11 protein-coding genes are annotated in these 13,075 nt (G+C 71.2%); 1 reads left to right on the top strand and 10 read right to left on the bottom strand.

Annotated elements, in window-relative coordinates; translation table 11 throughout:
- Nucleotides 1-53: 53 nt before the first annotated feature.
- Genes ACFVXK_RS02520 through dnaK form a run of 7 tightly spaced genes read right to left on the bottom strand, consistent with a single transcriptional unit; the run spans nucleotide 54 to nucleotide 8,747 of the window.
- On the bottom strand, nucleotides 54-1,766 hold the full coding sequence (locus ACFVXK_RS02520; protein ID WP_389609634.1) for an FAD-dependent oxidoreductase: 1,713 nt from the start codon (nucleotides 1,764-1,766) through the stop codon (nucleotides 54-56).
- A 54-nt stretch (nucleotides 1,767-1,820) separates the two neighbouring features.
- On the bottom strand, nucleotides 1,821-2,279 hold the full coding sequence (trxA, locus tag ACFVXK_RS02515; protein ID WP_389609632.1) for a thioredoxin: 459 nt from the start codon (nucleotides 2,277-2,279) through the stop codon (nucleotides 1,821-1,823).
- Entirely contained in the window at nucleotides 2,276-4,915 is a 2,640-nt protein-coding gene (gene clpB, locus ACFVXK_RS02510; RefSeq protein WP_389609630.1) for an ATP-dependent chaperone ClpB, read from the bottom strand. The genes trxA and clpB overlap by 4 nt, the downstream gene beginning before the upstream one ends.
- Nucleotides 4,906-5,271, bottom strand: a complete 366-nt coding sequence (locus ACFVXK_RS02505; RefSeq protein WP_389609628.1) for a chaperone modulator CbpM — start codon at nucleotides 5,269-5,271, stop codon at nucleotides 4,906-4,908. The genes clpB and ACFVXK_RS02505 overlap by 10 nt, the downstream gene beginning before the upstream one ends.
- Nucleotides 5,268-6,218: a DnaJ C-terminal domain-containing protein gene (locus tag ACFVXK_RS02500; protein ID WP_389609626.1), complete on the bottom strand. Its 951-nt coding sequence runs from the start codon at nucleotides 6,216-6,218 to the stop codon at nucleotides 5,268-5,270. The genes ACFVXK_RS02505 and ACFVXK_RS02500 overlap by 4 nt, the downstream gene beginning before the upstream one ends.
- Nucleotides 6,219-6,224: 6 nt before the next feature.
- Nucleotides 6,225-6,842 carry a nucleotide exchange factor GrpE gene (locus ACFVXK_RS02495; RefSeq protein ID WP_389609625.1) on the bottom strand — a complete coding sequence of 206 codons (618 nt, stop codon included), beginning with the start codon at nucleotides 6,840-6,842 and terminating at the stop codon, nucleotides 6,225-6,227.
- Nucleotides 6,843-6,851: 9 nt separating this feature from the next.
- Nucleotides 6,852-8,747, bottom strand: coding sequence for a molecular chaperone DnaK (gene dnaK / locus ACFVXK_RS02490; protein WP_389609624.1), 1,896 nt, complete (start codon nucleotides 8,745-8,747; stop codon nucleotides 6,852-6,854).
- A 233-nt stretch (nucleotides 8,748-8,980) separates the two neighbouring features.
- On the opposite strand from dnaK, the gene ACFVXK_RS02485 reads away from it, so the two are divergent.
- Nucleotides 8,981-10,639, top strand: a complete 1,659-nt coding sequence (locus ACFVXK_RS02485) for a PucR family transcriptional regulator (RefSeq protein WP_389609622.1) — start codon at nucleotides 8,981-8,983, stop codon at nucleotides 10,637-10,639.
- A gap of 41 nt (nucleotides 10,640-10,680) precedes the next feature.
- Here the strand turns inward: ACFVXK_RS02485 and ACFVXK_RS02480 are convergent, their stop codons facing one another.
- Genes ACFVXK_RS02480 through ACFVXK_RS02470 form a run of 3 tightly spaced genes read right to left on the bottom strand, consistent with a single transcriptional unit; the run spans nucleotide 10,681 to nucleotide 12,959 of the window.
- Nucleotides 10,681-11,232, bottom strand: coding sequence for an RICIN domain-containing protein (locus ACFVXK_RS02480; protein WP_389609620.1), 552 nt, complete (start codon nucleotides 11,230-11,232; stop codon nucleotides 10,681-10,683).
- Nucleotides 11,233-11,272: 40 nt separating this feature from the next.
- Nucleotides 11,273-11,686 (bottom strand): hypothetical protein, encoded by a 414-nt coding sequence (locus ACFVXK_RS02475; RefSeq protein WP_389609618.1) that lies wholly within the window; start codon nucleotides 11,684-11,686, stop codon nucleotides 11,273-11,275.
- A complete protein-coding gene (locus tag ACFVXK_RS02470; protein ID WP_389609617.1) occupies nucleotides 11,673-12,959 on the bottom strand; it encodes a hypothetical protein in 1,287 nt (428 codons plus the stop codon). Before ACFVXK_RS02470 ends, ACFVXK_RS02475 begins: the two co-directional genes overlap by 14 nt.
- Nucleotides 12,960-13,075: the final 116 nt, after the last annotated feature.

Here is a 13,075-nt window from a genome sequence, read left to right as displayed (position 1 = left end):
ACCCATCACCGGGTGTCCTGCCCCACCTGGCGGGCGATGTTCGACCGGCCCCCCTACCGGTCGGCGTACCCCGGGCCGGCGGCGACCGGGCTTCCCCTCCTTTCCCGGTGCTCGTGCACGAGGCGAACGGCCATGGCGCCTTCACCGGTCGCCGAGGCCACCCGTTTCACCGAGCCGCTCCTGACGTCCCCGGCGGCGAAGACCCCGGGAAGGGTGGTCTCCAGCAGCATCGGACCGCGGCCGAGCGGGGCCCACCGGTTCGGGTCGGCCGCCGCCTGGGCCTCGGCGCCGGTGACGACGAAGCCCTTCTCGTCCAGGGCCAGCACGCCCCTGAGCCATTCCGTGCGCGGCCGGGCCCCGATGAACACGAACAGCGCCGCGGCCCGGAGCTCGCGGCGCGCACTGCTCGCGTTGTCCTCCACCGTCAGCGACTCCAGTTGCTCCTCCCCGGCGACGCCCCGGACTTCGGTGTGGAGCGACACCTCGATCGCGGGGTGCTGTCGCACCTGGTCCACCAGGTAGCGCGACATGTCCGCGTGCAGGTCGCCGCCCCGGACGAGGAGGTGGACCCTGGACGCGTGGGCGGCGAGGAACAGCGCAGCCTGCCCGGCTGAGTTCCCGCCGCCGACCACGGCGACCGGGTCCGCCCGGCAGAGGCCGGCCTCGTGGACCGTCGCCGCGTAGTAGACGCTGATGCCTTCCAGGCGGTCGATGCCGGGCACTTCGAGCCTGCGGTACCGCACGCCCGCGGCGAGCACCACGGCACCGGCCCGGGCCCGGGACCCGTCCGTGAAGGTGACGACGTACCCGTCGTCCTGCGGGGTGAGCCCGCTGACCTCCGCCGGCACCGTGAGGCGGGCACCGAACTTGTGGGCCTGGAGCACCGCGCGTTCGATGAGTTCGCCCCCGGAGATGCCCGACGGGAAGCCGAGGTAGTTCTCGATGCGGGACGAGGTCGCGGCCTGGCCTCCGGCGGCCACGGCGTCGACGGTGACCGTGGTGAGGCCGTCGGAGGCACCGTAGACGGCGGCGGCGAGTCCTGCGGGGCCCGCACCGACCACCAGCACGTCGCACCGTGCGCTCTCGGGCGAGGGGGCGGGGGCGGGCAGCCCGATGAGCCGGGCGAGTTCGGCGTTGCTCGGATTGCGCAGGAGCCGCTCGCCCTGCCAGAGGACCACCGGAGTCTCCTCGGGGCGGATGGCGAACCGGCGCAGCAGCGCCTCGGCCTCCTTGTCCCTCTCCAGATCCACCCATCGGTGCGGCAGCCGGTTGCGGTTAGCGAACTCGCGCAGCCGCAGCGTGTCCCGCGAGTAGCACGACCCCAGGATGCGGAAGCCGGCGCCGAGGCCGATGAGCAGGTACCTGCGGCCCAGGTAGGCGCGGAGGATCAGGTCGCCGAGTACGGGGTCGCTGCCGACCAGGGCGCGTTGCCGCTCCACCGGTACGGCCAGGATCTCGCCGGCCTCGCGCACCACGGCGGTTTCGAAGGCCGCATGGCCTTCCAGCAGCCCGAGTTCGCCCAGGAACCCGCCGGGTCCGTGGACCGCCACCGTGCGCTCGTCGGGGCCGCCGTGGTCGTGGAGCACCTCGACGGTTCCGCTGAGGACGGCCAGGAACTCCCGGAACGGCTCGCCCTCGCGGTACAGCACCTCCCCCTCGGCGGTCCCGCGGCGCTCACCGTGGGCGGCCAGGTCGCGGAGCTGCTCCGGTGTCAGGCGGGGGAACGCCCCGTACCTGTCCGATGTCTCGCGGACCGCACCAAGCATGGTGGTTCTCCTTCCGTGGGGTTGAACGGCTCGGCTGCATCCGGTGCGTCGCGTTCACCCTCCTGCGGCGCTGTGGTGGCCGGCCGTCGCCTGCTCGACCCACGAGCGCAGTACGTGCGCGGGTGCCGCGCCGGCTTGCCGGGCGATCGTCTCGCCCCGGTCCATGACGAGCAGGGTCGGCACCGCCTGCACCTCGAACCGCCGGCTGAGCCGCGGGTTCTGGTCGACGTCGACCTTGACGAGCTTGATCCGTCCGGCGAGGTCGCGGGCGACCTGTTCGAGGGCGGGGCTGACCATGCGGCAGGGGCCGCACCAGGTGGCCCAGAGATCGACCACGACGGGCACGGTGGCGTTCTCGGCGACCTCCGCGAAGTCGTCGTCGCCCGCGTCGGCGATCCAGGGCAGGGGCTGCTTGCAGTGGCCGCATCGGGGGCGGCCCTCGGCGGCTGCGGGGATCCGGTTGCCGCGACCGCAGTTCGGGCAGGTCACCGTCGTCGTGCGGGTGGTGTTCACGCCGCCCTCGCTTCCCGGGCCCCCTCCTGCTGGTCGTAGGTGACCACCAGCTCTCCGTGCTCGGCCTCGACACGGACCGTCGCGCCGTCCTGCACGTCGCCGCGCAGCAGGGCGCGCCCCACCAGTGTCTCCACCTCGTGGGAGATGTAGCGGCGCAGCGGCCGGGCCCCGTATACGGGGTCGTATCCCTGGTGGGCGATCAGCTCACGCGCCTCATCGGTCAGTTCGACGGCGATGCGGCGCTCGGCGAGCCGGTGGCGCAGTTCGTCGAACTGCAGCTCCACGATCCGCTCGATCTGCCGTTCACCGAGCGGCTTGAACAGCACGATGTCGTCGACGCGGTTGAGGAACTCCGGGCGGAAGTGTCCGCGCAGCTCGCCCATCACCAGGGCGCGGGCGTCGGGCTTGATCTCGCCCTCGGCGGTGGCGCCGTCGAGGAGGTGCTCGGAGCCGATGTTGGACGTCATGATGATCACGGTGTTGCGGAAGTCGACGGCGCGGCCCTGGGCATCGGTGATGCGGCCGTCGTCGAGGATCTGCAGCAGGGTGTTGAAGACATCGGTGTGCGCCTTCTCGATCTCGTCGAACAGCACGACGGAGTACGGCTTGCGGCGTACGGCCTCGGTGAGCTGGCCGCCTTCCTCGTAGCCGACGTATCCGGGCGGTGCGCCCATCAGCCGGCTGACGGTGTGCCGTTCCTGGTACTCGCTCATGTCGAGCCGGACCATGCTCTCCTCGGAGTCGAACAGGGCCCGGGCGAGGGTCTTGGCCAGCTCGGTCTTCCCGACGCCGGTGGGGCCGAGGAAGATGAACGAACCGATGGGGCGGCGGGGGTCGCGGATGCCGGAGCGGGCGCGGATGATGGCGTCGGCGACGAGCTTGACGGCCTCGTCCTGGCCGATGACGCGCTCGCGCAGGATCTCGTCGAGGCGCAGCAGTTTCTCGCGTTCGCCCTCCTGGAGGCGGGCGACGGGGATGCCGGTCCAGGCGGCGACGATCTCGGCGATCTCCTCCTCGGTGACGACCTCGCGCAGCAGCCGGTTCCGGCCTTGTTTGGCGGCCAGTTGCTCCTCCTCCGCGGCGAGTCGGCGTTCCAGGTCCCGGAGGCGGCCGTAGCGGAGTTCGGCGGCGCGGTTGAGGTCGTAGGAGCGTTCGGCCTCCTCGGCTTCGCGGCGGACCTGTTCCAGTTCCTGGCGCAGTTCCTGCACGCGGCGGATGGCCTGCCGTTCGGCCTCCCACTGTGCGTGCTTGGAGTCGGCCTCGGCGCGCAGGTCCGCCAGTTCCCTGCGCAGCTCCCCCAGGCGGGCCTCACTGGCGGGATCGGTCTCCTTGGAGAGGGCGGCGTCCTCGATCTCCAGGCGGGTGACGCGGCGGGTGATCTCGTCGAGTTCGGCGGGCATGGAGTCGATCTCGGTGCGCAGCCGGGCGCACGCCTCGTCGACGAGGTCGATGGCCTTGTCGGGCAGGAACCGGTCGGTGATGTAGCGGTGGCTGAGGGTGGCCGCGGAGACCAGCGCGGTGTCCTGGATCTTGACGCCGTGGAAGACCTCCAGGCGTTCGCGCAGTCCGCGCAGGATGGAGATGGTGTCCTCCAGGCTCGGCTCGTCGACCACCACCTGCTGGAAGCGGCGTTCGAGGGCGGCGTCCTTCTCGATGTGCTTGCGGTACTCGTCGAGGGTGGTGGCGCCGATCATGTGGAGTTCACCGCGGGCCAGCATCGGCTTGAGCATGTTGCCGGCGTCCATGGCTCCTTCGGCGGCGCCCGCGCCGACGACGGTGTGCAGTTCGTCGACGAAGAGCAGGATGCGTCCCTGGGCGGCGGTGACCTCGCCGAGCACGGCCTTGAGGCGTTCCTCAAACTCACCGCGGTACTTGGCCCCTGCGACCAGGGAACCCATGTCAAGAGCGAACACGATCTTGTCGCGGAGTCCCTCGGGCACGTCGCCGCGGACGATGCGCTGGGCGAGACCCTCGACGATGGCGGTCTTGCCGACGCCCGGGTCGCCGATGAGGACCGGGTTGTTCTTGGACTTGCGGCTGAGGATCTGGGTGACGCGGCGGATCTCGGCGTCCCGGCCGATGACCGGGTCGAGCCGGCCGGCCCTGGCCTCCACGACCAGGTCGCGGCCGTACTTCTCCAGGGCCTCGTAGGCGACTTCGGGGTTGGCGGAGGTGACGCGCTGGTTACCGCGGACCTGGGTGAGCGCGCTCAGGAACGAGTCCCTGGTGATGCCGGCCTCTTTGAGCAGACGCCCGGCCCTGGTTGCGGAGCCCTCCTCGGCCAGGGCGAGCAGGAGGTGCTCCACGGACACGTACTCGTCCTTGAGGCGTCTGGCCTCCCGTTCGGCGGCGTCGAGCAGGCGGGCGAGGCGCTGGGTGACGAAGACCTGGCCCGGTGCGGCGCCGGGGCCGGTGACCTTGGGACGACGGGAGAGGTCTTCCCGCACCGCCGCGCGCAGTGCGCTCGGCTCGGCGCCGGCCTGTTGCAGCAACCGCGGGATCAGACCGTCCTCCTGATCGAGGAGTGCGAGCAGCAGATGTTCGCCGTCGACCTCGGTCTGGCCCAGGCGGCCGGCCTCGGTCTGTGCCTCCTGGAGGGCTTCCTGGGACTTCTGGGTAAGACGGTTCATGTCCATGGGGGTGTTTCACTCCTCGTGCCGTGGCCGCGGCGCACGGCGGCTTCGAGCAGGCTGATGCGGTCGAGCAGGTCGAGCACCAGGCCGATCGATGCGTAGTTGAGGCAGAGTCCGGAGCGCAGCCGCTGGATGCGGGCGAGCACCGCCGGGGCCGTGGGGTCGAACACCAGGTGCCCCGCCGCGTCGCGGTCGGCATCGAGCAGTCCGAGGGCGACGAACCGGCGGATCAGGTCGGGGTGGAGGCCCGAGAGACGGGCCACGGCGTCCAGGGAGAGTCTGTGGACGGGCACGAGCGCGTAGCGGACAGCCGTCGAGGCGGTGATGTCGGCGCCCGTTCGTACGGGACGGTCGTTCATCGCGTCCTCCTGGGATCGAACGAGGAAGTGGCGGCGAGTTCCTCGAACAGTTCGCGCTCCCGGTCGCCCAGGGTGGGCGGCACCATGACGCGGAGTTCGGCGTACAGGTCGCCGTCCGCGCCTCGCGGGTTGGGCATGCCCTCGCCGCGCAGCCGCAGTCGCCGGCCGCTGGACGAGCCCGCCGGCACCGTGACCTTGGCCGTGCCACCGCCGGGGGTGGGCACCGGCACGGTCGCGCCCAGGGCCGCTTCCCAGGGAGTGACCGGTACCTGGACGTGGACATCGCGGCCGTGCAATCGGAACTGCGGGTGGGGCTGGATACGCACCCGCAGGTACAGGTCACCTCCCGGGGCGGCACCACTTCCCTGGCCGCCTTCCCCGGCGAGCCGGATGCGCTGCCCGTCGGTGACGCCCGGCGGCACGTTGACCTCGTACCGCCGGGGCTGACCGGCGGGACCGGCGAGCGTGACGGCGCGACGGCCGCCCTTGAACGCCTCCTCCACGGTGAGCGGCAGCTCGGCCTCCTGGTCGGCTCCCGGTACACCGCCGCGGGCGGCTCCTGCTCCGAAGATCGAGCCGAGCAGGTCCTCGATGTCGGCACCGTCCGCCGCGAAGTCGTCGCCGAAGCCGGTGGCGTACCGGACGCGGGGGCCTCCTGCGCCCGCGGTCCTCCGCGCGCGGAAGCCGCCTCCTCCGGCCGCCACCCGTTCGTCGAAGTCCTCGGGGATCTTGCGGAAGTCCTCGCCGAAGCGGTCGTAGCGGGCCCGGGTCTTCGGGTCCGACAGGACGCTGTACGCCTCGTTGAGGTCCTTGAAGCGTTCCTCCGCCCCCGGGTCCTTGTTGACGTCGGGGTGGTTCTTGCGGGCGAGTGTGCGGTATGCCTGCTGGATCTCGTCCTGGCTCGCGGTCCGCGATACTCCCAGCACCTCGTAGAAGTCCCGTGCCATGACCGGTCACTCCCGTTTCGCGACGGTCACGGCGGCGGGCCTGAGCTGCCGTTCGCCGTCTCCGAAGCCCGGGCGCAGCACCTCGACGACCGTGCCCGGTTCCGCGTCGGGGTCCTGGACGACGGCGACCACCTCGTGCCGGGCCGGGTCGAAGGCGACGCCGGTCTCCGCGTGCCGCGGGTAGCCGAGCAGTTCGAGGACGTTCACCGCCTGATCGCGTACGGCCCGTACGCCCTCCACGATCGGGCCGGAGTCCGCTCCGGCATGGGTCAGGGCGAGTTCGAGGTTGTCCAGCACGGGCAGGAAGGCGGCGGCCGTCCGGGAACGCTCGACCGCCCGCTCCCGCTCCAGCTCCCTGACATGACGCTTGCGCAGGTTGTCGAGGTCGGCGAGTGCGCGCCGCCAGCGGTCCTCCAGCTCCCGGATCGCGGCCGCGTGCTCGTCCTCGGACGGTGCGGGGCCGCCGGTCGCGTCGGAGCCGGGTTCCCCGTCCGTGGCGGACCCCGGCCCTGCCGGCGGGTCCGAGGGCGGAAGATCGCGGCGGGGAGGGCGTTCGGCGCCCTCCGGGGCCGGGTCGGCCTGATCCTGCACTGCCGGGTCGGGTTTCCTGGGGTGGATCGGCATGGCGGGTCCTCAGGTCTTGTCGAACTCGGCGTCGATGACGTCGTCGTCACCGCCACCGCCGGTCGCGCCGTCCCCGGTGGTGTCCTGGCCCGGACCGCCCGTGGCGGCACTGCCCTGATGCGCCACCAGGCCTGCCAGCACCTGCTGGAGTTCGGAGGTCAGGGGCCGCACCCGCTCCGCGCCCGCCTCCTCCTTGACCGCCGCCCGGGCATCCGACACGAGCATCTCGGCGCGTGCCTTCTCGTGCGCGGGTGCGGCGTCGCCCAGCTCGGCGAGGCGCTTCTCCACCTGGTACGCGACGGCGTCGAGCTCGTTGCGGGCGTCGACGGCCTCGCGCAGCGCCTGGTCCTGGCCCCGGTTGCTCTCGGCCTCCTGGACCATGCGTTCGACCTCGCTGCGGTCCAGGTTGGAGCTCTCGCTGATGGTGATGCCCTGTTCCTTTCCGGTGTCCCGGTCCCGGGCCTTGACCTCGAGGATGCCGTTGGCGTCGACGTCGAAGGTGACCTCGATCTGCGGTTCGCCCCGCGGCGCCTGCCGGATGTCGGTGAGCTGGAACCGGCCGAGCACCCGGTTGTCCGCGGCCCGCTCGCGCTCGCCCTGGAGGACCACCACGTCGACCGCCGGCTGGTTGTCCTCGGCTGTGGAGAAGGTCTCGGAGCGGCGCACCGGGATGGTGGTGTTCCGCTCGATGATCTTCGTCATCACCCCGCCACGCGTCTCGACACCCAGCGACAGGGGTGTCACATCGAGCAGCAGGACGTCCTTGACCTCGCCCTTGAGCACCCCGGCCTGGATCGCGGCCCCCAGGGCCACGACCTCGTCGGGGTTGACGCTCATGTTGGGCTCCTTGCCGCCGGTCAGCCGGCGCACGAGGGCCTGGACGGCGGGGATGCGGGTGGAACCGCCGACGAGGATCACCTCGTCGATGTCGCTCTCGCCGACCTTGGCGTCGGCCATGGCCTGCCGGACCGGTCCCAGGCACCGCTCCACCAGGTCGCCGGTGATCTGCTCGAACGTGGACCGCATGACCGAGTCGGTGAGGTGCTTGGGGCCTGAGGCGTCGGCCGTGACGAACGGCAGGCTGACCTGCGTCTGCGTCACCGAACTCAGCTCGGTCTTGGCCTTCTCCGCCGCTTCGAAGAGGCGTTGCAGGGCCTGCGGGTCCTTGCGCAGATCGATGCCGTTGTCCTTCTGGAAGTCGTCAGCGAGGTGGTCCACCAGACGCCGGTCGAAGTCGTCGCCGCCCAGGTGGCTGTCACCCGCTGTGGACCGCACCTCCACCACGCCGTCGCCGACGTCGAGGATGCTCACGTCGAAGGTGCCGCCGCCCAGGTCGAAGACGAGGACGGTCTCGTGCTGCTTCTTGTCCATGCCGTACGCGAGGGCCGCCGCGGTGGGCTCGTTGATGATCCGCAGCACTTCCAGTCCCGCGATCCGACCGGCGTCCTTGGTGGCGGTGCGCTGGGCGTCGTTGAAGTAGGCGGGCACCGTGATGACCGCCTCCGTGACCCGCTCCCCCAGCTGCTTGGAGGCGTCGTCGGCGAGTTTGCGCAGCACCTGGGCGCTGATCTCCTCGGGCGCGTACAGCTTGTCGCGCACCTTGAAGCGTGCCGCGCCGCCGTCGCCCTCGACGACGTCGTAGGCCACTGCCCTGGCCTCGTCGGAGATCTCGTCGAAATGCCGGCCGACGAACCGCTTGGCCGAGTAGATGGTCCCCTTGGGGTTGAGGATCGCCTGGCGCCGGGCCAGCTGGCCCACCAGGCGTTCGCCGGTATCGGTGAAGGCCACCACGGACGGTGTCGTACGGTTGCCCTCGCTGTTGGGCACGACGGAGGGTTCGCCACCCTCCCACACGGCGATCACCGAGTTCGTGGTGCCCAGGTCAATGCCCACTGCCTTCGCCATGAGGGACTCCTCCACTCCTCCCGGTGCGACGGCATGCGCCGGCACTGCGGATCTGGTCGTTCGGGTACGTCCCACACTCGCGCACCGAGCAGGACGAAAGCCTGGGCCTGGCAGGTCAAAGAACCACCGGGCCCGTCGCCCTGCGAGCACGACACGAATACTCCGACCATTCTGGGTAGGTTTGTCAGGAGAGCCACCCGAGAGGGGACACTGCCGAGGAACGGACTGATCCCATGACCGGCAGTCGGCCGCACGAGCTGATGATGCTGTTCAGCGCCCTGTTCGACACCCGGGACGAAGGCGAGATCCTGCGCCTGGCCATGGACCACGTAGCTGCCGCAGGGCCGTACAGCGCCGAGGCCGGATATCTCAGGGTGGACGCCGACCTGGTTCGCTGTCCCAGGGGCATGCGGCGTGTCCACGCCTCGGCCGTGGACCGGAGGGTGCGGGAGCTGACCGGGCAGGACGGATCCGTCGCGGTACCCGGCCGGCCGTGGGGCCGGGCTCTGGGGCTACGCGCGCAGGAGGGACTCCACGGCTACCTGGTGGTGACGTCCGGCTCCCGGCCCAGCGAAGCCGAACGCTCCCTGCTCTCCACGCTCGTCCGGCAGACCGCTGCGGCTCTGTCGGTCGCGTCCACACACCGCCGCCGGCGCGAGGACGCGCTGGAGCTGCAGCTGCTGCGGGAGGAGCGGACAGCCCTCCAGGAGCAGCTGGTCTCCGTCGCGGCCGAGCTCGGATACCAGCGGGCCGTTCACGCGCTCATGGCCGACGTCGCCGCCTCGGGCGGCGGCGAGGAAGCCGTCACCCGCGCACTGCACGAGCTCACCGGGCTCCCGGCGCTGGTCGAGGACCGCTTCGGTCGGCTGAGGTCCTGGACCGGCCCCGACCGCCCCGACCCGTATCCGGAACCGGACCCCGTGCGCCAGGGAGAAATGCTGCACGCCATCGCCCGGGAAGCCGGGCCGGTGCGGATGAAGGACCGGCTGGTCACCCTGATCCGCCCGCACGGCGAGATCCTGGGCGTTCTCGCCCTGGCCGATGCCCGGGGCGAGGCGGACGAGCACACCGTACTCGCGCTGGAACACGCCGCCACGTCGCTCGCCCTGGAACTCGCGCACCTGCGCAACCTGGCCGAAATGGAGCTGAGGCTGCACGGCGCACTGGTCGACGACCTCCTCGCGGGAACGGACGAGGCGAGCGCCTACGCCCGGTCCGAGGCGGTCGGGCACGACCTGCACCGCACGAACTACGTCACCGTGGTGCAGTGGTCGGACCGGACCGCGGACGATTCCTTCGCGCAGACCGTGGGCCGGGCGGCTGCCGCCGTGGGCATGCGCTCGCTGCTGACCCGACGTTCCGACCACGTGGTCCTGGTCGCGGACGACAGGCCGGACGCCAGCGCGCTTTACGAGGCGCTCGCCCGGGAGACCGGGACACGGTCCGGGACGATCGGCGTGAGCGCCCCGTGCGAATCCCTGGACGCCATCCCCCACCGCTACCAGGAGGCGCGGCGCGCCCTGGAAGTGCGCCGCCACTCCAAAGAGCGTTACGGCACGACGTTCTTCGACGAACTCGGCCTCTACCGCGTCCTGGGACCCGGCAACGATTACGAGGAGCTGGAAACGTTCGTCCACGACTGGCTCGGGCAGCTCATCGACTACGACTCCCGGCACCACGCGGCCATGGTGGAGACCCTGTCCCGGTACTTCGACTGCGGCGGCAACTACGACGAGACCGCCGAATCCCTCGCGATCCACCGCAGCACGCTGCGCTACCGACTCAAGCGCATCCGTGACATCAGCGGCAACGACCTCGGGAACGTCGAGGACCGGCTCAACCTCCAGGTGGCGACCCGGGTGTGGAAGATCGTGCTGGGCGGATCCGGCTGAAGCGCACTGGAACCGTCGTACGCGAAAATCCGTGGGGACGGCTACAGCTTGAGGTTCCACACCCATTGCTGGTTCGCGGCGCCGTGGCAGGACCAGACCTGGACCGGTGCACCGTCATCGGTCCGCCGGTCGGCGACGTCGAGGCACAGGGCCGGGCCCTGGTTCAGCCGTTCCGCCGCGATCGGGTCCGGGTTCCGGTCGGTCCGGCTCCAGCGTTCGTTCGGGTTCCCGTTGCAGTCCCACTGGTTGACGCTGGATCCGTTGACCCGCGACAGGAATCCGATCTGCAGGCATTTGCCGCTGTGGACGTTGCTGATGAAGTAGCGGCCCGGGAAGGTGCGGTCCAGGGACATCCTCCATTGCTGGTTCGGCCGGCCGGAGCAGCTCCAGAGCCGGACGGGCGCCCCGTTGTCGGTGCGGTCGTCCGCGACCTCCAGGCACTTGCCGGAGGTGTGGAGCGGGCGGATGTCGAATGCGTAGTCGTGGTTCGGTACGGGATTGGCCCGGGCGGGCGCCGTCGCGATGAGGACGGCGGCGAAGGCTGCGGCGCATGCGCCGGGAATGCGGTGGGAGGGCAGGGAACGGGACTGCATGGATGCTCCGGGATGGACGGATCGGCGGTCGGGGGTGATCTCAGTGTTCGGTGGGGAGGGAGGTGATGAGGAGGTTTTCGTATGCGGCCGGGGGCCAGAGGCGCTCGTCGTAGTCCGGGGCCCGCATCCAGGAGATGCCGAACATGCGCAGGCTGTTCCAGGTCTCGGCGAGTTCGATCTCCATGTCGGCGTCGCCCCGGTGGTAGAAGTCGTAGCAGTCCTGCAGCTCCGCCCAGGTCTGGTCGACGGCCCGGTGCAGGGTGTCGGCCATCCGGTGTTCCTCGGTGCCGGGTGGGTGGGCTTCGAGGAGGTAGGCGGTGCGCCGGAGCAGGAAGTCGTGGAGGGCGTCCATGTGCTCGCGGGTGATGCTGCGTGCCGGGATCCGAGGAGCCCCCCAGCGGCGGCGGGCCCTGGGCCGTCGCGGCACCGGGGCGGGGGTGTCAGCGTGCGGCATGGGCCGTGCTCCAGCGCCGCAGTCCGACGGCGGAGAGTTCGACGAGTTCGCCGCGGGCCAGGTCGTGATGGGTGGGCCGGAAACCGGCGAGCGTGCCCAGGCGGGAGCCGCCGGCCGGGTCCCAGATCTCCAGGCCGGCCTGTGAGGAGGAGAACAGCAGGCCGTTCGCGGCGAAGAAGCGGCCGTCCGGTCCGCCGAACGTCGCGACTTCCTCGACGGTGCTCTCGCCGGACTCGCGGCCGAGGAGGAAGACCCGGGCACCCGGGACCATCTCCTGCCCGTCGTCGCCCAGACCTCCGAGGACGAGGTGCTCCTCGTCGAGCCAGACGACCGGACGGTTCCAGTGGTCTTCGCACCTCGGCAGCTCCCACCGGTCGGTGCCCTCGGTCCAGGCGCCTTCGCCGTCGGTGAGCCACCGCTCCAGGGTCCAGGCGAAGGGCCGGCCGACGGGCTGCCACCACCAGGCGTCCGACGCGATCCTGGTGCCCGCGGGGCTGACGTGCAGCGCCCCGTGGAAGTAGCCCGCCCAGGCCGTGTGGGGTTCCACCATCGGTATCCGGGTCACCTGGGCGCCCGTCGCCGCGTCCGCGGCCTCGACGACCCTCCACTTCCTCCGGTACAGGACCACGGTGCGTCCGGCGTGCTCGGTGAACGCCAGGGAGAACGGCACGGTGTGGCTGTAGTACCCGTCGTTCTCCAGGGAGAGGGTGACGGCTCCGGTGGACAGGTCGACGACCTCTCCCGTGCGTCCGTGGTCGACGACGACGGCGGCGAAGGCACCGTCGCGGGAGGCGTGCAGCCGCAGGGCCTGTTCACGCCCGACCCAGGGCCTGGCGTCGGCCGGCACGGTGACCGTGGTGCGGGCGGCCTCGGTACAGGTGCCGGAGTCCGTGTCCCAGCGCAGGATTCGCCCGTCGTCGCACAGGAGCAGGAAACCGTGCTCCGTCGGCGCGATGTCCGACACCGGGCCGGCCTCGGCGGGCAACTGCGTGGTCTGCACCATGCCCGGAACCGGCCGGGACGCGTCGATGGTCTGCGGGAGACCGACCACGCCGGTGGGGCAGCCCTCGGTCGCGTCGAAACAGTCTTCGCACACCGCCGCGGCCACCGCCGTGGCGGCCTCGTTGCGGCAGATTCCACAGATGCGCTGCCGCTCCACGCCCCGACCGGTGTAGTGGACGTAGTAGTCGAGCGGGACCGCGGTGGCGGACCGGATGTGCTCGCACAGGGGCAGGCCGTAGGCAGGCGCGTCGTGACCGCAGATGAGGGCCATGGTGGAACTCTCCTTGAGACGGGGATACGGAGCGGCGCGGGAGCGTGCCGGGCCTTCGGCCGCCGGCGATGCCGCCGGGAACTGTCCACAAGGGGTGCCCGGCAGAGCCGACTCCG

Source organism: Streptomyces sp. NPDC058157, assembly GCF_042884105.1.
In the GTDB taxonomy this organism is placed as follows: domain Bacteria; phylum Actinomycetota; class Actinomycetes; order Streptomycetales; family Streptomycetaceae; genus Streptomyces.
Note: the sequence above shows the minus strand (reverse complement) of the source record. Positions and strands in the feature narration are given on the sequence as shown.

What these genes read in the sequence shown, in the direction of transcription:
- ACFVXK_RS02520 (WP_389609634.1), bottom strand. Translation starts at nt 1,766, where the DNA reads ATGCTTGGTGCGGTCCGCGAGACATCGGACAGGTACGGGGCGTTCCCC.
- clpB (WP_389609630.1), bottom strand. Translation starts at nt 4,915, where the DNA reads ATGGACATGAACCGTCTTACCCAGAAGTCCCAGGAAGCCCTCCAGGAG.
- ACFVXK_RS02505 (WP_389609628.1), bottom strand. Translation starts at nt 5,271, where the DNA reads ATGAACGACCGTCCCGTACGAACGGGCGCCGACATCACCGCCTCGACG.
- ACFVXK_RS02500 (WP_389609626.1), bottom strand. Translation starts at nt 6,218, where the DNA reads ATGGCACGGGACTTCTACGAGGTGCTGGGAGTATCGCGGACCGCGAGC.
- ACFVXK_RS02495 (WP_389609625.1), bottom strand. Translation starts at nt 6,842, where the DNA reads ATGCCGATCCACCCCAGGAAACCCGACCCGGCAGTGCAGGATCAGGCC.
- dnaK (WP_389609624.1), bottom strand. Translation starts at nt 8,747, where the DNA reads ATGGCGAAGGCAGTGGGCATTGACCTGGGCACCACGAACTCGGTGATC.
- ACFVXK_RS02485 (WP_389609622.1), top strand. Translation starts at nt 8,981, where the DNA reads ATGACCGGCAGTCGGCCGCACGAGCTGATGATGCTGTTCAGCGCCCTG.
- ACFVXK_RS02480 (WP_389609620.1), bottom strand. Translation starts at nt 11,232, where the DNA reads ATGCAGTCCCGTTCCCTGCCCTCCCACCGCATTCCCGGCGCATGCGCC.
- ACFVXK_RS02475 (WP_389609618.1), bottom strand. Translation starts at nt 11,686, where the DNA reads ATGCCGCACGCTGACACCCCCGCCCCGGTGCCGCGACGGCCCAGGGCC.
- ACFVXK_RS02470 (WP_389609617.1), bottom strand. Translation starts at nt 12,959, where the DNA reads ATGGCCCTCATCTGCGGTCACGACGCGCCTGCCTACGGCCTGCCCCTG.